Source organism: Streptomyces malaysiensis subsp. samsunensis, from assembly GCF_024519315.1.
Classification (GTDB): Bacteria; Actinomycetota; Actinomycetes; order Streptomycetales; family Streptomycetaceae; genus Streptomyces; species Streptomyces malaysiensis.
In genome coordinates, this window is sequence record NZ_JANIIC010000091.1 from 1 (window position 1) to 24750 (window position 24750).

The 24750-nt window shown below is 69.9% G+C and carries 21 protein-coding genes; 12 read left to right on the plus strand and 9 right to left on the minus strand.

The window, feature by feature from the left end:
• Window positions 1-96: 96 nt before the first annotated feature.
• Window positions 97-1377, minus strand: a complete 1281-nt coding sequence (locus NQU54_RS43710; protein ID WP_257635880.1) for an extracellular solute-binding protein — start codon at window positions 1375-1377, stop codon at window positions 97-99.
• Window positions 1378-1669: 292 nt separating this feature from the next.
• Between NQU54_RS43710 and NQU54_RS43715 the strand changes: the two genes are divergently transcribed.
• The 3 genes from NQU54_RS43715 to NQU54_RS43725 all read left to right on the plus strand — a co-directional run bounded on the left by NQU54_RS43715 (window position 1670) and on the right by NQU54_RS43725 (window position 4984).
• Window positions 1670-2602 (plus strand): ROK family protein, encoded by a 933-nt coding sequence (locus tag NQU54_RS43715; RefSeq protein ID WP_257635862.1) that lies wholly within the window; start codon window positions 1670-1672, stop codon window positions 2600-2602.
• Entirely contained in the window at window positions 2602-3819 is a 1218-nt protein-coding gene (nagA, locus tag NQU54_RS43720) for an N-acetylglucosamine-6-phosphate deacetylase (protein WP_257635863.1), read from the plus strand. Before NQU54_RS43715 ends, nagA begins: the two co-directional genes overlap by 1 nt.
• Before the next feature lie 202 nt (window positions 3820-4021).
• The gene (locus tag NQU54_RS43725; RefSeq protein ID WP_257635864.1) at window positions 4022-4984 is read left to right on the plus strand and encodes a 1-phosphofructokinase family hexose kinase; all 963 of its coding nucleotides are present in this window, start codon (window positions 4022-4024) and stop codon (window positions 4982-4984) included.
• A gap of 42 nt (window positions 4985-5026) precedes the next feature.
• Here the strand turns inward: NQU54_RS43725 and NQU54_RS43730 are convergent, their stop codons facing one another.
• Window positions 5027-6016, minus strand: a complete 990-nt coding sequence (locus NQU54_RS43730; protein WP_257635865.1) for a carbohydrate-binding protein — start codon at window positions 6014-6016, stop codon at window positions 5027-5029.
• Between the two features lie 186 nt (window positions 6017-6202).
• Window positions 6203-7891, minus strand: coding sequence for a diguanylate cyclase CdgB (gene cdgB / locus NQU54_RS43735; RefSeq protein WP_257635866.1), 1689 nt, complete (start codon window positions 7889-7891; stop codon window positions 6203-6205).
• Between the two features lie 404 nt (window positions 7892-8295).
• Here cdgB and NQU54_RS43740 point away from each other — a divergent pair, with 404 nt between their 5' ends.
• A complete protein-coding gene (locus NQU54_RS43740; RefSeq protein WP_257635867.1) occupies window positions 8296-8796 on the plus strand; it encodes a flavin reductase family protein in 501 nt (166 codons plus the stop codon).
• 74 nt (window positions 8797-8870) lie between these two features.
• On the opposite strand, the gene arfB is transcribed toward NQU54_RS43740, so the two are convergent.
• Window positions 8871-9299 (minus strand): alternative ribosome rescue aminoacyl-tRNA hydrolase ArfB, encoded by a 429-nt coding sequence (arfB, locus tag NQU54_RS43745; RefSeq protein ID WP_079258062.1) that lies wholly within the window; start codon window positions 9297-9299, stop codon window positions 8871-8873.
• 182 nt (window positions 9300-9481) lie between these two features.
• On the opposite strand from arfB, the gene NQU54_RS43750 reads away from it, so the two are divergent.
• Window positions 9482-10057, plus strand: a complete 576-nt coding sequence (locus NQU54_RS43750) for a TerD family protein (RefSeq protein ID WP_167502138.1) — start codon at window positions 9482-9484, stop codon at window positions 10055-10057.
• Window positions 10058-10186: 129 nt separating this feature from the next.
• On the opposite strand, the gene NQU54_RS43755 is transcribed toward NQU54_RS43750, so the two are convergent.
• Together NQU54_RS43755 and NQU54_RS43760 are read right to left on the minus strand one after the other, a co-directional pair.
• A complete protein-coding gene (locus NQU54_RS43755) occupies window positions 10187-10783 on the minus strand; it encodes a Uma2 family endonuclease (RefSeq protein WP_257635868.1) in 597 nt (198 codons plus the stop codon).
• 69 nt (window positions 10784-10852) lie between these two features.
• Complete coding sequence (locus tag NQU54_RS43760) at window positions 10853-11449, minus strand: TetR/AcrR family transcriptional regulator (RefSeq protein ID WP_257635869.1); 597 nt, start codon at window positions 11447-11449, stop codon at window positions 10853-10855.
• Between the two features lie 100 nt (window positions 11450-11549).
• Here NQU54_RS43760 and NQU54_RS43765 point away from each other — a divergent pair, with 100 nt between their 5' ends.
• From NQU54_RS43765 to NQU54_RS43785, 5 genes are all read left to right on the plus strand, one after another.
• Window positions 11550-12560, plus strand: coding sequence for an NAD(P)-dependent alcohol dehydrogenase (locus tag NQU54_RS43765; RefSeq protein WP_257635870.1), 1011 nt, complete (start codon window positions 11550-11552; stop codon window positions 12558-12560).
• 737 nt (window positions 12561-13297) lie between these two features.
• Window positions 13298-14911, plus strand: coding sequence for a M4 family metallopeptidase (locus NQU54_RS43770; RefSeq protein WP_257635871.1), 1614 nt, complete (start codon window positions 13298-13300; stop codon window positions 14909-14911).
• Window positions 14912-15018: 107 nt separating this feature from the next.
• Window positions 15019-16104 carry an S-(hydroxymethyl)mycothiol dehydrogenase gene (locus NQU54_RS43775; RefSeq protein ID WP_257635872.1) on the plus strand — a complete coding sequence of 362 codons (1086 nt, stop codon included), beginning with the start codon at window positions 15019-15021 and terminating at the stop codon, window positions 16102-16104.
• Window positions 16104-16742 (plus strand): MBL fold metallo-hydrolase, encoded by a 639-nt coding sequence (locus NQU54_RS43780; protein ID WP_257635873.1) that lies wholly within the window; start codon window positions 16104-16106, stop codon window positions 16740-16742. Before NQU54_RS43775 ends, NQU54_RS43780 begins: the two co-directional genes overlap by 1 nt.
• Before the next feature lie 165 nt (window positions 16743-16907).
• The gene (locus NQU54_RS43785) at window positions 16908-17405 is read left to right on the plus strand and encodes a hypothetical protein (RefSeq protein WP_257635881.1); all 498 of its coding nucleotides are present in this window, start codon (window positions 16908-16910) and stop codon (window positions 17403-17405) included.
• A gap of 321 nt (window positions 17406-17726) precedes the next feature.
• Here the strand turns inward: NQU54_RS43785 and NQU54_RS43790 are convergent, their stop codons facing one another.
• The 3 genes from NQU54_RS43790 to NQU54_RS43800 all read right to left on the minus strand — a co-directional run bounded on the left by NQU54_RS43790 (window position 17727) and on the right by NQU54_RS43800 (window position 20487).
• Complete coding sequence (locus tag NQU54_RS43790) at window positions 17727-18662, minus strand: LuxR family transcriptional regulator (RefSeq protein ID WP_257635874.1); 936 nt, start codon at window positions 18660-18662, stop codon at window positions 17727-17729.
• Between the two features lie 35 nt (window positions 18663-18697).
• Window positions 18698-19486 carry a helix-turn-helix transcriptional regulator gene (locus tag NQU54_RS43795; RefSeq protein WP_141729594.1) on the minus strand — a complete coding sequence of 263 codons (789 nt, stop codon included), beginning with the start codon at window positions 19484-19486 and terminating at the stop codon, window positions 18698-18700.
• Window positions 19487-20229: 743 nt separating this feature from the next.
• Window positions 20230-20487, minus strand: a complete 258-nt coding sequence (locus NQU54_RS43800; RefSeq protein WP_257635875.1) for a LysR family transcriptional regulator — start codon at window positions 20485-20487, stop codon at window positions 20230-20232.
• Window positions 20488-21486: 999 nt separating this feature from the next.
• Between NQU54_RS43800 and NQU54_RS43805 the strand changes: the two genes are divergently transcribed.
• Window positions 21487-23193 (plus strand): DUF262 domain-containing protein, encoded by a 1707-nt coding sequence (locus NQU54_RS43805; protein WP_257635876.1) that lies wholly within the window; start codon window positions 21487-21489, stop codon window positions 23191-23193.
• The gene (locus NQU54_RS43810) at window positions 23190-24455 is read left to right on the plus strand and encodes a type II toxin-antitoxin system HipA family toxin (protein ID WP_257635877.1); all 1266 of its coding nucleotides are present in this window, start codon (window positions 23190-23192) and stop codon (window positions 24453-24455) included. The genes NQU54_RS43805 and NQU54_RS43810 overlap by 4 nt, the downstream gene beginning before the upstream one ends.
• The last annotated feature ends 295 nt before the right edge of the window (window positions 24456-24750 follow it).

Here is a 24750-nt window from a genome sequence, read left to right on the forward strand (position 1 = left end):
CCTGGCCCCGCGCCCGGTCCTCCGCCTGGCCCCGCGCCCGGTCCTCGACCCGCTCGGCGGGGTCGTCGGAAGGGCCGGGGCCGGACGTGTCCACTGTCATGCCCCCGCATTCTCCATGGCGTCGGCCTCGCGCTGGATCTGGCCCAGGACGCTCGTCGGGTCGCCGCCCTTGGCCACGGTCGAGCCGATCTTCTCCTTGATCAGCTTGCTGACCTCGGCCCAGGAGGTCTTGTCGGCCGGGTAGAACTCGGCGCTCTCCAGCTCGTCCAGGAACCGCCACAGCCGCTTGTACTCACTGTCGCCGAGCATCGTCCGCTCGACGGCGGTGGTCACCGGCAGCAGGTCGTACTCGCTGACGAAGTCCAGGACGTTCTTCTCGGTGTAGACGAAGTCGAGGAACTTCCCGATCTCCTTACGGTGGCCGTTGTGCTTGAAGGCCATCAGCCAGTCGGCGACGCCCATCGTCGAACTGGACCTGCCCTTGCGGCCGGGCAGCGGCGCGGTGCCGTAGCTGATGCCGTGGCCGGACGCCTGCTGCATCAGGGTCGGATGGCCGTTGAGCATGCCGACCTCGCCGCGGGTGAAGGCGTCGAAGGTGTCCTGCCGGTTGGTGCGGGCCGGGGAGCCGGGGCCGGTGAGGCCCGCGCCGACCAGTTCGTCCCGCAGCCATTCGAAGGTCTCGATGTTCTCGGTGGAGTCGATGGTGTAGCTGCCGTTGGGGTCGGCGTAGCCGCCACCGCCGCTGAGCATCCACATCATGGTCTCGGCCTGGCACTCCTCGGGGCCGAGCGGCAGCCCGTACGGGATCTTCACCCCGTCGGCCTTGAGCCGGACGGCCGCCTGCTTGAGCTCGTTCCAGCTGGTGGGGGCGGAGGATATACCGGCCCGGTCGAAGAGCTTCTTGTTGTAGAAGAGCAGCCGGGCGCTGGCCACGAACGGCACCCCGTACTGCACCCGCCGCACCTCACCCGCTTGGGCGATCGAGCTGATGAAACCGGCCTGGGTGGGGATGGCGAGCAGCTCGTCGGCGCGGTAGAGCTTGCCCTGTGCGGCGTAGTCGGCGTACGCGCCGATCTGCGCGATGTCCGGGGCCTGACCGCTCTTGACCATCTCGGCCACGCGCCGGTCCACATCGGTCCAGCCGTAGACGGTGACGTCGACCTTGATCCCGCTGTTCTTGGTCTCGAACGCCCGGGTCAGCCTGTCCCAGTACTTCTGGGAGCTGTTGCCGGTGCTGTCGCCGTAGTCGGCCGCGACCACCTTCAGCGTGACATCACCGTCCGAACCGGAGCCGCCGCCACACGCCGTGAGCCCTGGCGCCGTCGTCACCGCCGCGACACCCGCCGTTGTCAGACCCAGGAACCGCCGCCGCTGCACCGCTGTTTCCCCCACCCTTGGCTTGATTCTTCCTCCAGGGTCCTCCCCCGAGGTCGAGCGAGTCTGCCTTGCAAACCTCCACAAGGTCTACACCATGGGCATATCGCTTCGATATCGGAGTTTCGCTTGCCCAGGTGAGCGAGGTGCTACACGCGTAAGTGGGATGCGTCACCGGCGCGCAACCGGAGGGTCCGGTTCATACCAACTCCCTTACCGGCACCGGCGTGATCTCACGACGAGAAGCGGCGAGTGGACTAGACCTCTCATGGTGGATCGCGGGAGACTGTTCCATGTGAAACACGTCATCGCCCTGGATGTGGGCGGCACCGGTATGAAAGCCGCCCTGGTCGGGGCGGACACCACACTCCTCCATGAGGCCAGGAGGCCCACCGAGCGGGAGCGCGGACCCGAGGCGGTCGTGGCCGCGATCCTCGACTTCGCCGCCGAGCTGCGCGAGATCGGCGAGCGGCGGTTCGGCGGACCCCCGCTGGCCGCGGGGGTCGGTGTGCCCGGAGTCCTCGACGAGGACCGCGGGGTGGCCGTCTTCGCCGCCAACCTCGGCTGGAGCGATGTCCCGCTGCGGGCGCTGCTCACCGAGCGGTTGGGCGGGATCCCGGTCGCGCTCGGGCACGACGTCCGGATGGGCGGGCTGGCCGAGGGGCGCATAGGAGCGGGCGAGGGCGCCCGGCGCTTCCTGTTCGTCTCCGTCGGCACCGGGATCGCGGGCGCCATCGGCATCGACGGCCGTATCGACCCCGGAGCGCACGGTTCCTCCGGCGAGATCGGCCATATCGTCGTCCGGCCGGGCGGCACCGCCTGCGGCTGCGGTCAGTCCGGCTGCCTGGAGACGCTCGCCTCGGCGGCGGCGGTGGGCCGCGCCTGGGCCGATGCGAGCGGCGATCCGGCGGCGGACGCCGCCGACTGCGCCAAGGCCGTCCGGTCCGGCGATCCGAGAGCCGCGGCCGTGTGGGGGGAGATGGTGGGCGCCCTCGCCGACGGCCTGGTCACCGGGCTCACCCTGCTGGACCCCGGTGTGCTCATCGTCGGCGGTGGGCTGGCCGAGGCCGGGGAGACGCTGTTCGCACCGCTGCGCACCGCGGTCGAGGAGCGGCTCACCTTTCAGCAGCTTCCCCGTATCGTCCCGGCGGCCCTCGGGGACACCGCCGGCTGCCTGGGCGCGGGTCTGCTCGCCTGGGATCGACTCTCCACGGAGGTAACCGCCTGATGGTCCAGCGAACGCATCTCACGGGCGCCCGGGTGGTCCTGCCGGAAGGCGTGGTCGACCACGGGCGGGTGACGGTCGAGGGCACGCGCATCGCCGCGGTGGGGCCCGCGCCGGATGCCACGCCGGGCCAGGCGGATCCGGCGCATGGCCAGGCGGATTCCGCGGCCGCCCACGGCGGGCGGGCGCTCGACCTGCCGGGCGGCTGGATCGTCCCCGGCTTCGTGGACCTGCATGTGCACGGCGGCGGCGGTGCCTCGTTCTCGGCGGGCACCCCCGAGGAGTCGATGACCGCCATCCGTACGCACCGGGCGCACGGCACCACCACGATGCTCGCCTCCACCGTCACCGGCGATCTGGACGACCTCGCCCGGCAGGCCGCCACCCTCTCGGAGCTGGTGGAGCAGGGCGAGTTGGCGGGCATCCACTTCGAGGGCCCGTTCATCTCCCCCCACCGCTGCGGCGCCCACCAGCCCTCGCTGCTGCGCGCGCCCGATCCGGCGGATGTCCGCAAGCTGGTGGACGCGGCGCGCGGCACCGCGCGGATGATGACCCTCGCCCCCGAACTGCCGGGCGGGCTGGAGTCCGTACGGCTGCTGGCCGACAGCGGGGTCCTCGCGGCCGTCGGCCACACCGACTCGACGTACGAGGCGACGATCGAGGCCGTCCGGGCGGGCGCGACCGTGGCCACCCACCTGTTCAACGCGATGCCCTCGCTGCTGCACCGCACCCCCGGCCCGGTCGCCGCGCTGCTGGAGGACGAGCGGGTCACCGTGGAGCTGATCAACGACGGCACTCATCTGCACCCCGCCATGCTGGAGCTGGCGTTCCACCGCGCGGGCGCGGACCGGGTCGCCTTCATCACCGACGCGATGGGCGCGGCGGGCATGAGCGACGGCCGCTATCCGCTCGGCCCCATGGAGGTCGAGGTCAAGGAGGGCGTGGCGCGGATCAGCGGCGGGCCGACGGCCGGTTCCATCGCGGGGTCCACCCTCACCCTGGACCGGGCCTTCCGGCGGGCCGTCACGATCGACGGGCTCGGCGTCGTGGAGACCGTAAGGGCGATGTCCGCCACCCCCGCCCGGCTGCTGGGCATCGCCGACCGGGTGGGCTCGCTCGAGGTGGGCAAGGACGCCGATCTCGTCGTGCTCGACGACGACTTCCGGCTGCGGGGCGTCATGCGCCGGGGCGCTTGGGTGGTCCATCCCGAACTGGGCTGAAGTGCCCTGATTTCAGCCAGCGATGACCGTGTCCTGAACCACACGGAGGTCTGGGCCGAAGCCACGCGTTTTGGCATGATCGCTCGGGCACGGGTCGGGCGCACACGGAACGGGCACATACGGAACGGGTGCGTCTCGGCGCACAGTCGCATTCAGCACAGGAGTCTCCGTCCGGCGGGGGGACGGGAGAGGGGATGCCAGGGTGATCCTTACGGTCACGCTCAACACCGCCCTCGACATCACCTACCGGGTGCCGGAACTGCGCCCGCACACCACACACCGCGTCACCGAGGCCACCGAGCGGCCCGGCGGCAAGGGCGTCAACGTGGCCCGGGTGCTGGCCGCGCTGGGCCATGACACCGTCGTCACCGGCTTCGTCGGCGGGGTCACCGGCGTGGTGCTGCGGCAACTGCTCGCCGAGATCGCCGCCCCCGGCGACGGCCCCGAGGCGCCCCGCGGCACGATCACCGACGCGCTGGTCCCGATCGCCGGCACCACCCGGCGCACCATCGGCGTCGTGGACGCCGCCACCGGCGACACCACCCAGCTCAACGAGCCCGGCCCGCTCGTCACCACCCCCGAGTGGTCCACCTTCATGGACGTCTACGGCCGGCTGCTGCGCGAGGCGTCGGCGGTCGCGCTGTGCGGCAGCCTGCCGCCCGGGGTCCCCGTCGGTACGTACGCCCAGCTCATCCGGGAGGCGCATACGGCGGGCGTGCCCACCCTGCTGGACACCAGCGGCGAACCGCTGCGCCGGGGCATCGCCGCCCGCCCCGATCTCGTCAAGCCCAACGCCGAGGAGCTCGCCGGGCTCACCGGCTCCACCGACCCGCTGCGCGCCGCGCGCGACGCCCGGCGCCGCGGGGCGCGCGCGGTGGCCGCCTCGCTCGGCCCGGACGGCATGCTCGCGGTCACCGCCCACGGCGCCTGGCGCGCCACCCCGCCGCGCCGGCTGGCGGGCAATCCGACGGGCGCCGGGGACGCGGCGGTCGCGGGGCTGCTGTCCGGACTGGTCGAGGAGGCGCCGTGGCCGGACCGGCTGGCCCGCTCGGTGGCGCTGTCGGCGGCGGCCGTACGGGCCCCGGTGGCGGGCGAGTTCGACCGGTCGGTCTACGACGAGACGCTGGCGCGGGTCGAGGTGACGGAGCACCCGGCGGCGGCGTAGAGCCGGGGCGGTGGCCGCCGCCGAACGCTCGGAACCCCTGCCCTATCCCTTGGCCTTGTCGAGCCACATCTGGTCGATATTGGCGTCGCACTTGTCGCCGGCCTCACACGACACGGTGATCGTGTTGGTGCCCTTGTTGAGCTGGACGATCGACCAGGTCTCCGTCCAGCCCTTCTCGTAGTCACCCTTCGGCGCGCCCGCGAAGTTCTTCATGTTGAGCGGCCGCGCCTCCTTCTTGCCGTTGACCGTCAGCGACATGCTCTGGTCCGCACCGGGCACGCCGTAGGTGACGTACAGCCGGTACGTCTTCGGCTTGTCCACGTCCAGGCTCCAGGTCGCGGACGCGCCCGGGGTGTTGAGCCCCGCGACGTAGCTGCCGCCCTCGGCCTTGGCGCCCTGGATGGTGCTCGCGGCCGCCGCGCCACCGGTCAGCCGCATCTTCGCGGCGTCCTCGGTGGGCAGCTTCTCGTCCCCGCCCTTGGCGGGCCCGGAGGGCTCGCCGGGCCGGACGCTGGAGCCCGCTGTGGGCTGGCCGGTCGGGTCGGCCTGGTCGTCCTTCTTGTCGTCACCGTTGGTGATCATGGCGACGCCGATGCCCACGATGACCACCGCTACCACGGCGATCGCGCCGATGAGCAGCCCCTTGTTGTTGGGGCCGCGGCCGCCTCCCCCATGGCCGCCGCGCGGGGCGGCCGCACCGGGCTGGCGGGGGGCGCCGCCGGGCAGGGTCTCGGGGGCGGCGTAGTGGGCGTTCTGCCGACCGTAGCCGCCCTGCTGGCCGTAGCCCTGTGGCTGCTGATTCGGCACCTGCTGGCCGTAGTTGCGCTCGCCCACCGCGCGCACCTGGTTGTAGGAGGTGCGGGGGACCCCCGGTTGGGCCGGACCGGGGTAGCCGTAGCCGCCTGTGCGGGGGGCGGCACCCGGCTGGCCCGACTGACCGCCCTCGGTCCCCTGATCGCCCTCCGAGCGGTACAGGTAGGCGAACGGGTCGTCGTTCTCCGGTGTGCCCGAGCCGTTGTTGCCGGCCGTCATCCCTCGTCACTCCCCTATGCATATGGCCATCGGCGCAGGATCAGAACGCGCCACGACAGCTCATATCAGGGTCGAGAGGGCCTCAACAGGGCGTGTGCTGTCCGGATGGCCAATATTCACGATCGGTTCACTGTCGGCGGCAGGGCCGCATCGGCGCAGCCTACCGCGACCGGCCGCCCCCCTACCTCACCCGGCCCGGCGGCGCTCCTTGGAGCGTGACCGCTTCTCGATGTACATCCGCTGGTCAGCGGAGTGCAGCACCTCTTCGGCAGACATTCCGCAGCTGGCCCAACCGATACCGAAGCTGGCGCCCACCCGGACGGCCCGGCCGTCCACCCGGATGGGCGGGGTGATCGCGTTGCGCAGCCGGACCGCGAGGTCCTGGGCGTCGGCCCGGCCGAGGCCGTCGGCGAGGACGACGAACTCGTCGCCGCCGAGGCGGGCCACCGTGTCCCCCTCCCGCACACCGTTGGTCAGCCGGCGGGCGACCTCGATGAGCACGGCGTCGCCCGCGTGGTGCCCGAACCGGTCGTTGATGGACTTGAAGCCGTCGAGGTCGCAGAAGAGCACCGCGAGCCCCTTGTGGCCGTCGTCGACGCTGGAGTCCTCGTTGGGCGGGATGGTGTGCACATGGCCGTCGAACGGGGCGCTCTCGACCGGGGGCGGGGTGCCGAAGCACTCGAACTCGTCGAAGCCGTGCAGATGTCCCGCCGCGTCCACATAGACCCCGCCCGCTCCCCCGCCGCCGGACGAGTCGGCCTCGTCCTCGTACCCCCCGCCCGGCCGGGGCGGGGTGGCGCACAGCCGGGCGGCCAGCCGGGCGCGCAGCTCGGCGCTGTTGGGCAGGCCGGTCAGGGAGTCATGGCTGGCGCGGTGGGCGAGCTGTAGCTCATGGCGCTTGCGCTCCTCGATGTCCTCGACATGGGTGAGCAGGAAGCGCGGGCCGTCGGCGGCGTCGGCCACCACCGAGTTGCGCAGCGAGACCCAGACGTACGAACCGTCGCGGCGGGCCAGGCGCAGCTCGGCGCGGCCGCCCTCGGCGGAGGTGCGCAGCAGGGTGCCGATGTCCTCGGGGTGGACGAGGTCGGAGAAGGAGAAGCGGCGCATCGCGGAGGCCGGGCGGCCCAGCAGCCGGCACAGGGCGTCGTTGGTGCGCAGCAGCCGGCCGTGCTGATCGCCGCCCATCTCGGCGATGGCCATACCGCTGGGCGCGTACTCGAACGCCTGCCGGAAGGACTCCTCGCTGGCGCGCAGCGCCTGCTGCTCGCGCTCCAGACGCAGCAGGGCGCGCTGCATATTGCCGCGCAGCCGGGCGTTGCCGATCGCCACGGCGGCGTGGAAGGCGTACATCTGGAGGGCCTCGCGGCCCCAGGCGCCGGGACGGCGGCCGTTGCGCGGCTTGTCGACCGAGAGGACGCCGATGAGCTCGCCGCCGGAGGCGCCCCCCGCGTAGAGCGGGGCGAACAGGCGGTCCATGGGGTGCCATTCATCGGGGAAGCGCGGCGCGGGGCCGGGGGTGTGCCACTGCGGGACATCGTCGTCGTCGAGGACCCAGCCCTCGCTGTACGGGATGAAGCGCAGATCGCCCCAGCGGTCGCCCATGGACAGCCGGCGCTCCCAGGAGCAGCGGGGGCCGACCCGCCCGGCCATCAGCGCCTCGGCCCCGGCACTGCCGCCGACGGCGGCGACGACGAGGTCTCCGTCCTGGCGGACGAGGTTGACGGCCGACAGCTCGAAGCCGAGCCCGGTGATGACACCGTCGGCGACGGCCTGAAGGGTGTCCGCGAAGCTGCGGGCGGTGTTCAGATCGGCGACCACCTGGTGCAGCTGCCGCAGTGTCGCAAGGCGGATGTACGGCTCCGACTCGGTCTCCATCGATCGCACTCCCCCGAGACCTCGACAGCAAACTCCTGGCGTCTTGTCGTCCGATTGCCACGGTCACTGAATCACAGCGAGCTGCCCACTCGGTACACAGGGTCAACAATTACTGCCTGCTGTGACTCATGTCACAGATTGTATTCATTTCTTTAACTGAGCGTATGGGAGCGCTCCAATCTTTTGTGAACGCAAATCCCGGAATGGTGGCGCCCGCCCGTGCAAGGCGGCCCCCGGACGGCCGGAGCGCCCCGCGGGCCGGGGCCCGGTCTACGGCCGGCGACCTAGGCCCGGAGTGGTCCCGACGCCCGATGCGGGGACCGGCCGGGGGCGGTTAGCGTCGAAGGGTGTTCCCGACGACTTCTTCCAGCCCAGCCGAGCCCGGCGTCCCCCATGCTGGTGGGGTGAGTGAGGACGAGTTCCGCGTCGCGCTGTCACGGTTCGCCGCGGGCGTGGTGTTGGTGACCGCGCACGACCCGGAGGACGGGCCGCGCGGCGAGGACGCCGGCATGACGGCCACCGCGTTCATGTCAGTGTCACTTGACCCGCCGCTGGTGATGGTGAGCGTTCGCAACGGGTCCCGGATGGACGAGCTACTGGAGCGACAGCCCCACTGGGCGGTATCGGTCCTGTCGGAAGGTCAGCGGCGCATCGCGGGACGATTCGCAATGAAGGGGCGCATCAGCGACAGATTGCTGTTCGAGGACATGGCCGTGGTGCGCGGCGAGCACACGGACGCCCCGCTCGTGGTGGGCGCGCTGGCGACGCTGGAGTGCCGCACCGAACAGCGGATGACGGCCGGGGACCACACGCTGGTGGTGGCCCGGGTGCTGGGCGCCGCGACACCGGCCACGGAGGGCGGGCCGCTGACGTACTTCAGGGGGCGCTACCGGACGCTGGGGTGAGCGCGCCGAGGATCAGGAGGGGCCAGGCAGGTGGCCGAGGATCAGGAGGGGCCAGGCAGGTGCGGGCCCCGGCGCTACGTCCATCCCCGCCCCGTACGCCCCCGCTTGACGTCGCTCCGCTGCTTCTTCTCGCGCAGCCGCCGCTCGTTGATGCCCCGGGGGATCCGGGTGGGGCGGCGCGGTTTGGGCGGCGGCGCGCTCGCCTCCGCGAGGAGTGATGCGAGCCTTACGGCGGCCGCCTCGCGGTTGCGCCACTGCGAACGGTGCTCGGACGCCCGTACGGCCACCACCCCGTCCACCAGCCGGCCCGCCAGCCGCTCCAGCGCGCGCTCCTTCCATACGGGCGGCAGCGCCTCGGTGGCGGCGAGGTCGAAGCGCAGCTCGACCCGGCTGTCGCTGGTGTTGACGTGCTGTCCACCGGGCCCGGAGGACCGCGAGAAACGCCACATCAACTCGGCCTCCGGCAAGGAGACCGAACCTCGGATGACATAGGGCGCGGGCATGTCTCCATGGTCACCCGCCGACCCCGGCGGCGTCATCCGGTTATCTCGTCATACTCGGACATCAGGGTTTGGCAAAGAAAGTAAAGGGACCTGGAACCTGTCGGCCCGTTCATGGCGTTGTGGAGGGTGACGACGGCTTCGCCCGTCGCCTCGAATCATCGAGACCACGAAAGGGACTCCCCATGGCTGTAAGCCTGTCCAAGGGCGGCAACGTCTCGCTCACCAAGGAGGCACCGGGCCTGACCGCCGTCACGGTCGGCCTCGGCTGGGACGTCCGCACCACCACGGGCACCGACTTCGACCTGGACGCGAGCGCCATCGCCGTCAACACGACCGGCAAGGTCTACTCCGACCAGCACTTCATCTTCTTCAACAACAAGTCCACGCCGGACCAGACCATCGTCCACACCGGTGACAACGTCACCGGCCAGGGCGAGGGCGACGACGAGCAGATCAATGTCAACCTGGCCGGTCTGCCGGCCGACATCGAGAAGATCGTCTTCCCGGTCTCGATCTACGACGCCGAGTCCCGCAGCCAGAACTTCGGCCAGGTGCGGAACGCGTTCATCCGCATCGTCAACCAGACCGGCGGCACCGAGATCGCCCGCTACGACCTGAGCGAGGACGCCGCGACCGAGACCGCCATGGTCTTCGGCGAGCTGTACCGCAACGGCGCCGAGTGGAAGTTCCGCGCGGTCGGCCAGGGCTATGCCTCCGGCCTCGTGGGCATCGCCAAGGACTTCGGCGTCAACGTCTGAGGTTCACCAGCGCGCCATCACCAAGGCCGCCCCCACTCACCGGGGGCGGCCCTCGCCATGCCTGCGTCGCACTCGCCCTGACCGACGTCGAAGGGGAACGCCGAGGGGGAACACCGAAGAGGAACGGGGTCAGAACTCGCTGGTGTCCAGGTCGAACCCGAGGGGCTCAGGCAGCGACAACGGCTGGGAGATGTCGACCTCGACCTTGCGGGTGTACCTCTTGCCGACGGGCAGGGAGTGCAGAACGGCCTGATTCCGCTCCCGGTCGATCAGCAGGTAGAACGGAATGCCCACCGCCGCATACCCCCGGAGCTTGGGGCCCCGATCGTTGTCGGCGGTCGACTGCGATGTGACCTCTCCGACGAGCATCACCGCTCCCGGGTCGTGATACTCCAAGGAGTCGTCGAAGCTCCCCTTGGGTGCGATGACGATGTCCGGAACAACCTTGCCGGTGGTCGAAGCTCCAGGGACGAGGAGCCCGAGCCCGGTACGCGTCCGCAGTTCCTTGTTCGTGCGACGACTGGTCACCTGGTCCGCGACCTCGGACACAATCTCTTCGTGCTCGCCGTTAGCGGGAGGCACCACGTGGATTTCTCCTTCGATCAGTTCCACGCGCCATCCCTCGGGGGCTGCCGCGCTCAACGCCACGAAGGCTTCCTCGACCGATGAAGCGGTGCTCTCGCCACTGTCCGTGCGCGCATCGCGCTCGGGGGCCGTCAATGCCACGGTGGACCTCCTTCGTACGGAGCGATGCTTCCAGCGTAGGCGAGCGGTCTCGGGCGACTGAGCCCGTTGTCACCCTCTCGGAGGACGGCCGGCGCCGGTGCCGAAGGCGCCCGAGACCGCCCGGGAGAGGGCCTGCTTACGGCGGTCATGGGCCGCGGGCGGGTCGTCGGAGGCGGCCGTGGCGGACGGGCCGACTGCGGACCAGGTCAGGGCCATGGCCAGCACCAGCGCGAGGACGTCCTGGGGTTCGATCGAGGCGGTGACACGGCCGTCGCGCTGGGCCTCGGCGATCGCCTGGATTTTGACGACGACCGCCGGTGACGCGGTCACCTGGTTGTCGGTGACCACTCCTTCGAGCCTGGCCCAGGCGGCCAGGCGGACCAGCTCCGGCCGCTCCAAGACGGCGTCGTAGAGCCGCACGGCGTACTGGGGAAGATCGTCCGCCATGAACGGCACGGCGTTGACGACGCTGTCGGCGTGCAGGCGGAAGACGGCGCCGAAGAGGCCGAGCTTGTCCCCGAAGTAGGCGTACAGCTGCGCCTTGTTGATGCCCGCGGCGGCCGCGATGCGGTCGACCCGGGCGCCCGCGATGCCATGGGCCGCGAAGTCGACGGTGGCCGCGTCGAGCAGGCGGCGGCGGGTGGCATCGCTTTTCCGGGGAGACACGGGGCTCAGGTTACCAACTGGTTAGTTGCCAGCACGGGCACGGTCCCGTAGCGTACAAAAAACCAACCAACTAGTTAGTTAGAAAATTGAGGTGGGACGCATGACCGTGCGCGCATACGCGGTGGAGCGGGCCGGTGGCCCCGTTCAGCGGCTCGAGTACGAGCCGGAGCCGCTGGGGCCCCTGGAGGTCGACATCGCCGTGACGCACTGCGGCGTCTGCCAGACCGACATCGGCATGGTGGACGACATGTACGGCTACTCCCGGTTCCCGGTGGTCGCGGGGCATGAGGCGGTCGGCGTGGTCGAGGCCGTGGGCAGCGCCGTCGACGGCGCGCGGCTGGCCGTCGGCCGGCGCGTGGGCATCGGCGCGGTGGCCGGGGCGTGCTTCGCCTGCGAGTGGTGTCTCAGCGGCCGGCAGTATCTGTGCCCGCACAAGGACGACACGGTGCTGCGCGGCGAGCGCGGCGCGTTCGCCACCCGGCTGCGGGCGAGCGACTGGCGGTATGTCCAGCCCCTGCCCGAAGCCCTCGCCTCCGAGCACGCGGCGCCGCTGCTGTGCGCCGGGATCACGGTGTTCTCGGCGATCGCCCGGAACGGGGTCCGGCCCACGGACCGGGTCGCCGTGGTGGGGGTGGGCGGCCTGGGCCATCTAGCGATCCAGTTCCTCGCCAAATGGGGCTGCCATGTGACCGCCATCTCCTCGACGGCGGCCAAGGCGGACGACACCCGCCGGTTCGGCGCCCATGAGTTCATCGTCGCGGAGGAGGGCCTTCAGCGGGCCGCGGGCTCGTTCGACTTCATCCTCTCGACCGTCTCGGCCGATCTGCCGTGGGACGCGTATCTCGCGGCACTGCGGCCGCAGGGGACGCTGTGCGTGGTCGGGGTTCCCCACGGGGCTTTCAGCGTCCAGCCGTTGAGCCTTCTGCTGGGCGAGAAGCGGCTCGTCGGCGGGGTGGTGGGATCGCCGATGGAGAACCGGCAGATGCTGGACTTCGCGGCGCGGCACGGCATCCGCCCGGCCGTCGAGACCTTCCCGGTCGCGCGCGTGGACGAGGCGCTCGACCACGTCCGCCAGGGACGCGCGCGCTACCGCGCGGTGCTGGAGTTCTGACCCGGCGTCACACTCCCGAGCGGGGACCGCGCAACCCGAGCCGAGACGACGCCCCCGCCCCGCCGGGCCCGCACATCCCGCGGCCGGGGCCGCAACACCGCCGGACCGGGCCGCACCCCGGACCGGGCCGCGTGCCCGTGCCCGTGGATGCGTACCGCGCGGCCGGGGTTGCGAAACCGGGGGCGCGGGGCCCGAGTCGGGGCTCGGGATGTGCGGTGGCCCGGCACCCGCCCACGCCACGGTGGCGGCCGGATCCGACCCATCGGGGAAACGCTCCGCGCGCTCCGCCCGGCGCACAGATCGTCTTCTCGTCGCGTACACAGCAACACACGGCAACACCGCCCTCCGTGACCGCCGGACGGTCCGGTGCGCTCGCCACCTGGGCGATCGGCCGGGACCCGGCGCCATCGCGACCGCGGGCGCCAACGCGGCAGGGGCATGACGTAGCGGCATAAGTCAGCATGAACCAGCCGTTGTTGCCTGATGCCTCGCTGACCGAATTCGCCCCCACTTGAACAACGTCGAGTCAAATTCTTGTTACGCGCCTACCCCAATCGATCGTTCAATGACAATCTCTGGTCGGCCCGCCGCACGTCCTCTGACGCCGCGGTAAAGGCCCGCACGCACCGCTATGTGCACCACTCGCACCACTCCTGCTCGACCGGACGGCCCACCCATAGCCGTCCGTACCCCCTACACAGGGCCGCGACCCGGCGGCCCCAAGGCAAGGAGACCGAGTGAGACCCATCGCTTCCTCCCCCCGTAAGAAGACCATCCGCGTGGCGGCGCTCGTCGCCTCCGCCGCCATGGTCGTCATCGGGGTGCAGACCGGCCAGGCCAGCGCCCAGCCGGAGCGCGAGGCGGGCGCCTCGGCGCTTCCGCTGACCGCCACCGAGCGCGCCACCGCGATCAAGGCGGCCCAGGCCGACGCCTCCGCGCAGGCCGAGTCCCTCGGGCTCGGGGCCGAGGAGAAGCTCCTCGTCCGCGACGTCATCAAGGACGCGGACGGAACCGTTCACACCCGCTATGAGCGCACCTACGCGGGGCTGCCCGTCCTCGGCGGCGACCTGGTCGTCCACGAGAAGACCAGCGGCGCACGCTCCGTCAACAAGGCCACCGGCGCCCGGATAGCGGTCAAGAGCACCGACGCCGCCGTGGCCCCCTCGGCCGCCTCCGGCACCGCGCTGAAGGCCGCGCCCGAGGCGACCACCGGCGAGAAGGCCAAGTCGCCGCGGAAGGTCGTCTGGGCCGCCACCGGCACGCCCGTCCTGGCCTGGGAGACCGTCGTCACCGGGACGCAGGCCGACGGCACCCCGAGCGAGCTGCACGTCGTCACCGACGCCACCACGGGCGCGAAGCTGTCGCAGTGGGAGGGCGTCGAGACCGGCACCGGCACCAGCAAGTACAGCGGCACGGTGACCCTCGGCACCACCAAGAGCGGTTCCACCTACAGCCTCACCGACGGTGCGCGCGGCAACCACAAGACCTATGACCTGAACCAGGGCAGCTCGGGAACCGGCACCCTGTTCACCGACGCGGACGACGTATGGGGCGGCGGCCGCCAGACCGCCGGCGTCGACGCGCACTACGGCGCGGCCGAGACCTGGGACTTCTACAAGGAGTTCCTGGGTCGCAACGGCATCAGGAACGACGGCGTGGGCTCGTACTCCCGCGTCCACTACGGCAACAACTACGTGAACGCCTTCTGGCAGGACTCCTGCTTCTGCATGACCTACGGCGACGGCTCGGGCAACGCCAACGCGCTGACCTCGCTGGACGTGGCCGGCCATGAGATGAGCCACGGTGTGACCGCGGCCACCGCCAACCTCAACTACAGCGGTGAGTCCGGCGGTCTCAACGAGGCCACCTCCGACATCTTCGCCACCGCGGTGGAGTTCTACTCGGGCAACTCCGCGGACGCCGGCGACTACCTCATCGGCGAGAAGATCAACATCAATGGCAACGGCACCCCGCTGCGCTACCAGGACAAGCCCAGCAAGGACGGGGCGTCCAGGGACTACTGGTCCTCGACGCTCGGCAACATCGACGTCCACTACTCCTCCGGCCCCGCCAACCACTTCTTCTACCTGCTGTCCGAGGGCAGCGGCGCGAAGGTGATCAACGGCGTGAGCTACGACAGCCCGACCTACGACGGCTCGACCGTCACCGGGATCGGCCGGGACAAGGCCATCAAGATCTGGTACCGGGCCCTGACCACGTACTGGACCTCGACGACCAAGTACGCGGGCGCCCGCACCGGCACCCTCAGCGCCGCGGCCGACCTCTACGGCTCCAGCTCCACGGAGTACAAGGCCGTCGCCGCCGCGTGGACCGCGATCAACGTGAAGTAATCCCCGTACGAAGCCCGGACGGGCCGTACCGGGGGACCGGTGCGGCCCGTTCCGGACAAGCCTCGTCATCCCTGTCGTAGCCGGTGGTCTGCACTTACGCTGCTGTCATGACTCAACAGGTACGCGGTGTGGTGGCCCCCGGCAAGGGCGAGAAGGTCAGGATCGAGACGATCGTGGTGCCGGACGCCGGCCCCGGCGAAGCGGTGGTGCGGATCCAGGCGTGCGGCGTCTGCCACACCGATCTGCACTACCGGGAGGGCGGGATCAACGATGAGTTCCCCTTCCTCCTCGGCCATGAGGCGGCGGGCATCGTGGAGTCCGTGGGCGAGGGCGTCACGGAGGTGGCCCCCGGCGACTACGTGATCCTCAACTGGCGGGCGGTCTGCCACGAGTGCCGGGCCTGCCGCCGCGGCCGCCCCTGGTACTGCTTCAACACCCACAACGCCGAGCAACCCATGACGCTGACCGACGGCACCCCGCTGTCCCCGGCGCTGGGCATCGGCGCGTTCGCCGAGAAGACGCTGGTGGCCGCCGGGCAGTGCACCAAGGTGGACCCCTCGGCCTCGCCCGCCGCGGCCGGACTGCTCGGCTGCGGAGTGATGGCCGGGATCGGCGCCGCGCTCAACACCGGCAACGTCCAGCGAGGTGACTCCGTCGCCGTGATCGGCTGCGGCGGGGTCGGCGCCGCCTCGGTCGCCGGGGCGCGGCTGGCCGGGGCCGCGAAGATCATCGCGGTGGATCTGGACGAGCGGAAGCTGGAGTGGGCCCGCTCGCTCGGCGCCACCCACACCATCGACGCGGGCAGCGCCGATGTCGTCGAGGCCGTCCGGGAGCTGACCGACGGCAACGGCGCCGATGTCGTCATCGAGGCCGTGGGCCGCCCCGAGACCTACCGGCAGGCGTTCTACGCCCGCGATCTGGCCGGCACCGTCGTCCTGGTCGGCGTCCCCACCCCGGAGATGAAGCTGGAGCTGCCGCTGCTGGACGTCTTCGGGCGCGGCGGCGCGCTCAAGTCCTCCTGGTACGGGGACTGTCTGCCGTCGCGCGACTTCCCCATGCTGATCGACCTCTACCAGCAGGGCCGCCTCGACCTGGACACGTTCGTCAGCGAGACGATCGGGCTCGAGGACATCGAGGAGGCGTTCGCCAAGATGCACCGCGGTGAGGTGCTCCGCTCGGTGGTGATGCTCTGATGACCCCGCCGCCCGTACGCGTCGACCACCTCGTCACCTCCGGCACCTTCTCGCTGGACGGCGGCACCTGGGAGGTGGACAACAACGTATGGCTGATCGGTGACGACCACGAGGTGTACGTGATCGACGCCGCGCATGACGCCGACGCCATCGCGGAAGCCGTCGGCGACCGCCGGCTGCTCGGTATCATCTCCACCCACGGCCATGACGACCACATCGACGCGGCCCCGGCGCTCGCCGACCGCACCGGCGCACCGATCCTGCTGCACCCGGAGGACGAGGTGCTGTGGCGGATGCGCCACCCGGACCGCGCCCCGGACAAGCCATTGGCCGACGGCGACGTCCTTACGGTCGCCGGGACCCAGCTGCGGGTGCTGCACACCCCCGGCCACTCCCCCGGCGCGGTCTGTCTGCACGCCCCGGTGCTGACCACGGTCTTCTCCGGGGACACCCTCTTCCAGGGCGGTCCGGGCGCGACCGGGCGCTCGTACTCGTCCTTCCCGACGATCGTGGAGTCGATCCGGGAGCGGCTGCTGACGCTGCCCCCGGAGACGGTGGTCCGCACCGGCCACGGCGACTCCACGACCATCGGGGACGAGGCCCCGCACCTCGAGAAGTGGATCGCGCGGGGGCACTGAGCCGCGGGCGCGGGGCGCAGAGCCGCGGGCGCGGGGGCTGAACGTCGTGCGGGGCTGAACTCCGTTGCGCGGGAGCACTGGCCCCGTTGCGCGGGAGCACCGACCCCCTTGCACGGGGCCGCCCGGCGGCGGGGCGGCCCCGCGCCCCATGACACCATCGACCGCGTGATCGACCTGGGCTACTCCCTCTCCCGCCGCTTCCCCGACCCGCCGCAGACCGACTACCGGCGCGCGGACGCGCGCACCCTGCGGCACGACCTGTTCTGCGGGGACGTCTACCTCGCCGATACGAAGACCGACCGCGAGTTGTCCACAGCCTGGGGATGGGTGCCGGTTCTCGACTTCGCCTGGGCTCTGTGCGACATCGTGGAACGGCTCGACCGGGACCCGCGCGGCAGCCGCTCGGCCACCCCGGTCCACGCCGAGCTGGACTTCACCGAATCCACGGACCGGCTGCTCTTCGAGCGCCGCTTCGGCTGGGTGGACATCACCGCCGACTGGGTGCCGCTTGAGGAGGCGCCGCTGACCTTCAACCATGCGGCGCTGCGCCGCGAGGCCCGCGACTTCCTGCACGATCTGATCGCCGACCTCACGGATATGCACGAGGGCCTGGGCGACAACCCGGTGGTGTGGGACGTGCAGTCCCGCTTCCCGCGCGTATGAGATGCCGTCGCGCCGGCGGGTTCGGTTCGTCCCCGATCGATTCATTCGGTTCGTGCCCGATCGATTCAGCGGAGGTCCGGTGCGGCTGGAATCCGTGGCCGAACCTCCGCTCCGGCAGCGTTCTCGGGGGTTGAATGCCGCCGGTGGGGAATCTCCCCCGCGCCGCGGCACGGGGGCTGATTTCCCTCGTCGCCATATGTATCGACCGCCGAGAACCCTCCGCAAAGGGCACTACAGGAAGCTGCCAGACCCGAGCCGGGCCTCGCGGTCACCGGCGTTTCCGGCCCCCGGAGGCCCCGCTCCGCTCGCCGTTTCCGGCCATCATCTCCAGGGCTTTTGGGGTTCCTGGGGCGGTGTCATGGGCAGCAGGCCCAGCTCCGCCGCCCGTACCCCGGCCTGAAAGCGTGAGTTGGCCCCCAGCAACGCCATGATTTCGGCCACATAGCGGCGATATGTACGAACGGAGACCGCCAACTCGCGGGCCGCGACCTCATCGGTGGCCCCCAGCCGCAGCCGCTCCAGGATCGGCCGCACCAACTCCCCGCGCGATCGCTCGCCCAGCTCGATGCGCTCGCTGGCCGACAGCGCGGTGCGCCAGATGCCGTCGAAGAGCGTCTGGAGCGTCTCGATGACCCCCGAGTCCCGCAGGGTGGAGGCGCGCCGGCCCGCGGCCGAGTCCGCGCACACCAGGGCGGCCCGGCCGTCCACGATGAGGGCGGCGAGCAGCGGTATACGAGCCACCCGGACCTCCAGGGGGTTCCCGTGCCGCACATGCCGCTGTACGAAGCCCCAGTCCACGGTGTTATGGGCGCACAGCATCCGGGTGCGCACGGTGCCGCCGCCCGACCGCAGCCAGCCGTCGAGGACACCGTGCAGTACGTGCACATGCGCGGCCTCCGCCGCCAGCACCACGTCCACCCGTTCCGTGGCCGTTCGCAGCAGATCCTGTGCGGCGGCGTGCACTTCCTTGTCGTCCGCCTCGACGGCCGCCACCCAGGAGTTCCGCAGCTGCCGGTCACGGTGTTTGACCACGGTGGATTCGATGAGCGCCCGGACCGCCAGCAGTTCCTGGGTGATGTCGTCAGCGGGGCGCTCGTCATCGCGAGAGTCCCCCTCATCACGGAAGTGCCCGCCGTCATCAGGGTGCCCCTCGTCACCGGGGTGCCCACCGTTACCCGGATTCCCCTCGTCACCGGGGTGCCCGTCGTCACCGTCGCCGTCATCGTGCTGTCGCTGGACCCCGGCCCCCGTCGGCATGGAAACCCTCATTGCCCTCACCCCCGTGATTTCGCTCAATCCACCAGCTCGCTGCCCGAATGGGAGAGCAGCCCGAGCTCCACCGCACGCACCCCCGCCTGGAAACGCGAACTCGCGCCCACGTCCCGCATGATCGCCGCCACATGGCGGCGATAGGTGCGCAGCGAAATCTGGATCTTCTTGGCCGCGACGTCGTCGGTGTGCCCCTCGCGGAGCCGCTCGAGGATCACCCGCATGGAGTCCGAGCGGAGCCGATCGGCCAGCCTCAGATGTTCATGCACCGGCATCGCGCTGCCCCAGGCCCCGGCGAACATCAGATACAGCGCGCGCACGGAGGCGAGGTCGGTGTTGACGGTGGCGTAACGCCCGTCCCGCTCGGGCCCCGAACGCCCGAACGCCGCCTTGCCGTCGACGATGACGGTCCCGTGCAGATCGGCGTCGGTGATCCGGACCTCGAAGCCCAGCTGCCCGCCGCGCACCGCGGCGAGGATGCCATGGGGGACCGCGAGCACCTGCGGAGTGCACAGCAGCCGGACGGTGACCCCGGACTTGGCCGCCGCGGCGAACCGCCCCATCAGCGCGAGCATCGGCTTGGCCCGCTCCAGAGCGCCCGGAACGATCACGCTGACGCTGTACTTGGCACCGGCCAGCAGAGGCCCGACGGCTTGCCCGACCGCCATTCCATCGGTGGCGAGCACCATGGGCGAGGGCTGCGGCGGAATGCTGCGGTGCAGGGTCACCGCCGATTCGATCAGCTCACATACCTGCTTGAGCGTCTCTTCTACGCCGTCGGATCTTCCACTCGAATTCGACAGTTCTGACATGACTCCCCCATGCGGTACGCGACAGCACCGCCGCGAACCCGTCGATGAACGCCGAGCGGCGGACGGCCGAGATATGGCCGCATCGACGACACCCGACGTTTTCCCCAGCGTTTTGATACGCGAATGACACGGGCAACCGAACTGCCCGTCTCCCCCTGCATCGCCGTACATTCACGTACGTTCAAGTGCGCGTTGACCAGCGTGCGTTATCTCCGGAAGGCCGCCCCCTAGGCCGTGCGGCGGCGAGATTAGTTCGCCGACCGCGCCTCAGTCAACGCATCATAGTTGATAACGTTCGGATAAATCGGCCGACTCTCGAACGGAAACCGATTCCACTCCGCATCCGGGGCGCGGGATTGACATCAAGCTGCACATCTGTCCGGAATCGCGGCTCGGACGATCACGCTCCGGGTGCGCAACGCAGTCGTACGGAAACGGTGCGCAATCAAAACGGTGTCCGATGACCGCTTGCTGTCAGCTATGCACCAACACCCGCCACATCACGGCCCGCTAACCCCGCACGCCACCCGGCAACTCCGTAAAGTACCAGGTCAGTTGAGCTCTTCACACACCCGACGGCGAACCCCGCCCCGGACCGCCCCGCCCCGGCGGCGCCACGCTTTACACCGATCGGAGTGCCGTCCATGCACGGGCGCGGACCCGCCGCAAGGGTGCGATCCACCCCGTACCGGCCGAGACCGGCCCACCGGGTGCACCGCCGGGCTTCCGGTGACATGCCGGCCTCAAGCCGCCGCACACGCGTCCTTCATGTCATCGATGAGCGCCAGCACCGCCCGCGCGGACGGAAGAATCGCACGCCCCGCCTTGGTCAGCTGAGTACCGGTGGAGTCCCGCGTGAAAAGCCGCACGCCCAAGGCTTGTTCAAGACACTTGATCTGGTAGCTGATGGCCGGCTGTGAATAATCGAGTGTTTTCGCCGCCTCATCCATACGTCCGATCTCGGCGATGGATACGAAGGCACGGAACTCACGCTCATGCATTTCTTCCCCCTGATATCCGCTTCAGCCCATATCAACGGATCGAATCCCGATAGGCAACAGCGGATGCAGGAAGCTGCAAGGGGCAACATCATCTGCCCCCGCCGTACGCCCGGCACCGAGCCACCCCTCACCGCCCGACCGCCCCCGGAGCCCGGCGTCCACCCCAGGCCACCGGCCCCGCCGCGACCCACGGCACGCGCCACGAAGGCGCCCCGGAGCCCCGCGGAGACCCCACGGCCGCCCCGATCGCCCCGATCGCCCCGAGACAAAGAAAAACCGCAGAGTCACGTCTGTGATCTGCGGTTTCCAGAGCCGACTGTCGGGTTCGAACCGACGACCTTCGCTTTACAGGTGAGTCATCCCTGATGTGGTGACCGGTCCCTTGGCACCTCGCCCCAGCCTGCCCAGTGCGCGGGCGAGTCTCGCGATACAGCGATGTGCACTCCCGTTGCCGTCAACGACTGCCGTCAGGCCACCAGCTCAGCGGGCAGCAGCCTCGACTTCAGACCTCTTGGTCCGCAGATTCCGGCAGAAGTCCGGTATGGGACTCGGCGGCAAGGGGCACTGCCCCCACCCGAACGCTCGCACCCCCACGCACACCCCGGCGGGGCAGGCCGCTCAGCTCACGGCCACTGCCCAGGAGTGACCGCGAGCGGGAGCCGGGCGGCAGCCGCGAGCGCGAGTCCGCCATGCGCCGCTAACGCCGCAGAAAGCAACGTCGGCTTCGAAGGCGGTCCGGCCGCGCGGTGATCAGTTATGTCGGCGGCCAAAGCAGTGGATCTTGAGATACGGTACACGGCGAGCCCCGTGTTGCCGCCGTCCGGGATTTTTGCCAGTGGCGTGCTGCACACTGAAACCGCACGCACCGAAACCGGCCCAGCACAGACGGCCGTCGTGGGCAGTGACGGGGAGCCGCGCTCGCGACGAAAACCCGTTTGCCGACCACTCCGGGCATCGCAGAGGCTGGTGGCGTACACCACACGGGACGAGGTAACGACCATGGGAACCGCAGGTCTGGAGACCCAGCCGAGCGCGACGACTTACGATCTGGAAGATCTGGTCGCCAACGCCTGGGAAGGCAAGGTCCGCGTCCCGCACTTCCAGCGGGATTTCCGCTGGACAACCCAGGATGTACTGCGTCTCTTCGACAGCGTCGTCAAGGGTTATCCCATCGGAAGCCTTCTCCTGTGGGTGCGCAAGTCGCCAGCCCAAGAGCTTACGCTCGGACGTCTCAAGATCGAGGCACCTGCCTACGAAGAGACACTGTGGGTGGTCGACGGTCAGCAGCGCATCACCAGTCTCGCCAACGCCCTACACCTGCACAGCCACTTCCATGCCCCCTTCAGCCTGTACTACGACCTCGCGGAGCGGCAGTTCATCCCCCCACCCAAGACGCGCGAACCGCAGCACATCCCGCTTCCCGTCCTGTTTGACCTCGAGAAACTGATCGATTGGTTCGCGACCGAGGGCAGGTCGGCCTCGGAGTACTTCAAGGAGGCCCAGCGGGTCGCGAAGGCACTGCGGCAGTACAAGGTCCCCGCTTATCTGGTTCGGCAGGACGACGAAAAGATCCTGACCGACATTTTCGACCGGATGAACAACTACGGGAAGCGGCTCAGCCGGGCCGAGATCTTCTCGGCGTTGTTCGCCGGACCCGAGAAGGGCGCGGATGACCGGCTGTCGCTGTCACGCATTGCGGACCGTGTGGCGGACCGCACCGGCTTCGGCACCATCGACACCGACACCATCTTGTCGTCGATCCTGGCGCGCCGCGGCCCCGACCCGGCCCGGGACATCCGCAACGAATTCGACCCGACGGGGCGCCGTACACCCCCCGAGTTTCCGGGAGAGGATCGAGACACCGCCTACAAAGAGGGCGAGGAGGCGCTGGTCCGGGCGGTTGAGTTCCTTCAGAACCACGCCGGGGTACCACACCTCTCGCTCCTGGTATACCGGGCTCTCCTCGTGGTCCTCACCCGGTTCTTCGCGCACTTCCCGGAGCCCGAGGCGAACACCCTTCGCTTGCTGCGCCGCCTCTACTGGCGGGTCGCGGTGTCGGGGCCCGCCGTGTTCAAGGGCAGCTTTACACAGGTCGGCCGAGTGCTGTCGGCCCGGATCAAGAAGGGCGACGAACACGCCTCTGTCAAGGGTCTGATGGAAGCGATGGCTGAGGCTCAGCCGACTGTGCCGAATCCCGAGCGGTTCAAGACCAACGAAGCCACGGCCAAGGTCATCCTGAGCGCCTGGTGGTCACTGGCACCCCGCTCGCTGGTAACTGGCGAGCCGTACGACGCCCAGGACCTGTCCAGCCTCCTCGGCGATCAGACGACTGCCGCCACCGTTGCCTACCGGATTTTCCCCCGCGGCCTCTCGCCCCAACAGCAGTTCCTCGCCGCGAACCGGATGTTCTTGCCCACCGATACCGACCCCGTGAGTGAGCTTCCCGTGCTCCTGACCCAGCAGCCGGTGGATCTGGACGACTCGACCTGGGAAGCGGTGCTGGGGTCGCACTGTCTAGATCGCGCCATGCTGAACGTGCTCGTCCAGGGCGACCGGAACCGATTTCTGACTCTGCGACAGGCGGCCATCGCAGCACAGCTGCGCGACTTCCTAGGCCGGATGGCCGAGTGGGGTTACGAGGACACGCCAGCGTTGGACTCGCTCGATCTCGACGATCTCGAAGAACTGGACGACCTGTCCCAATGAGCACACTCGGCGAGAAGTACCACGCAGTCCTCCTCCACGGGGCCCGTGTCGGCACCCTGTGCCAGAAGGGCGACTACACACGCTTCGTGTTTAACGAGTCGTATCTGGACGACCCGCACCGCCCCGTACTCGGCCTGCGCTTCGAGGAGAACCTGCGCTCTCCATACGCGTCAGCGTTGCGCCTGCCCAAGTGGTTCTCCAACCTGCTTCCAGAGGGACCGCTGCGCGAGTGGATCGCCCAGGACCGAGGTGTCTCGCTCGACCGGGAAATGGAACTCCTCGCCCAAGTGGGCCACGACCTGCCGGGGGCGGTGCAGGTGCTGCCCGCCGAGAGTCCGGACGAGGATTGGGAATGGGCCGAGGGCGATGGCCCCGACGTCTCCGGCGGGGCCTACTCGTTCCCGACCGATTCTCCCTGGCGGTTCTCGCTGGCCGGAGTGGCACTCAAATTCTCCATGCTGGCGCAGGGCGACCGACTGACCGCCCCAGCCGCCGGTGTGCACGGTGACTGGCTAGTGAAGTTCCCGGACCACCGGCACTCGGATGTACCGCGCAATGAGTTCACAATGATGTCACTGGCCCGCGCGGTAGGCATCGACGCCCCGGACGTGCGGCTCGTGCACCGCGACGAGCTGGACGGCGTACCACCCCGGATGTGGCCGAACGGCGAGGAATGGGCCTACGCCGTACGTCGCTTCGACAGGCTGCCAGAAAGCAGCCGCACCTCAGTCCACATCGAGGACTTCGCCCAGGTCCGCGACAAGTACCCCCATGCGAAGTATGAGGGGAGTTTCGAGACGGTCGTCGCACTCGCATACCGCGGCCAGGACACTGCGGCGCTATCGGAAGCTGTCCGCAGAATCGCCTTTTGCACGGTCATCGGCAACGGCGACGCGCACCTGAAGAACTGGTCACTGATCTACCGCGACCGGCGGGTGCCGACGCTCTCCCCAGCGTACGACCTCGTATCGACAGCGCCATACGCACCGACGGGCGAGCCGGAGGATCTCGGCCTCAGTTTCGGCCGCAGCAAGCGATTCGCGGACGTGCGGACGGCCACCTTCAAGCAGCTCCAAGACCGTCTGAACCACCGTCTGGGCCACATCGACACCGACCTGGCGGCCATCGCCGAGGAGACCGCGACGCGGGTCCGTGAACACTGGCCCGAGTATGAAGAGGGGTTGGCCGTCAACCCCGATCTCCGCAGCGAGGTCGGGGAGTGGATCGCGACGTACACTCAAGTGCTGCTCGCGGGTCCCTAGGCAGACCCTCCCTCCTCGGACCTCTGTCTGCCCATTCCTTCCACTAAGAATGACGACGAGCACGGCGGCACATCTCAGCGTCCCGCCGTCCTGGGCCACCTCAAGTACGTCACCCAGATGATGGGCTCGGTAGACGACGTGCGGAAGCCGGGCCTCCAGGCACTCGTCGCCGCGTTGGCGTGCCTCGCGGCCTGGGCACACTCCGACGCTCACCAGTACAGCAGCCCGGCTCTACTTCACCTGGGTCCTGACGAGTCTCCCGTGGGCAGAGAGACCGCTCTCGCGGGCCACTGGT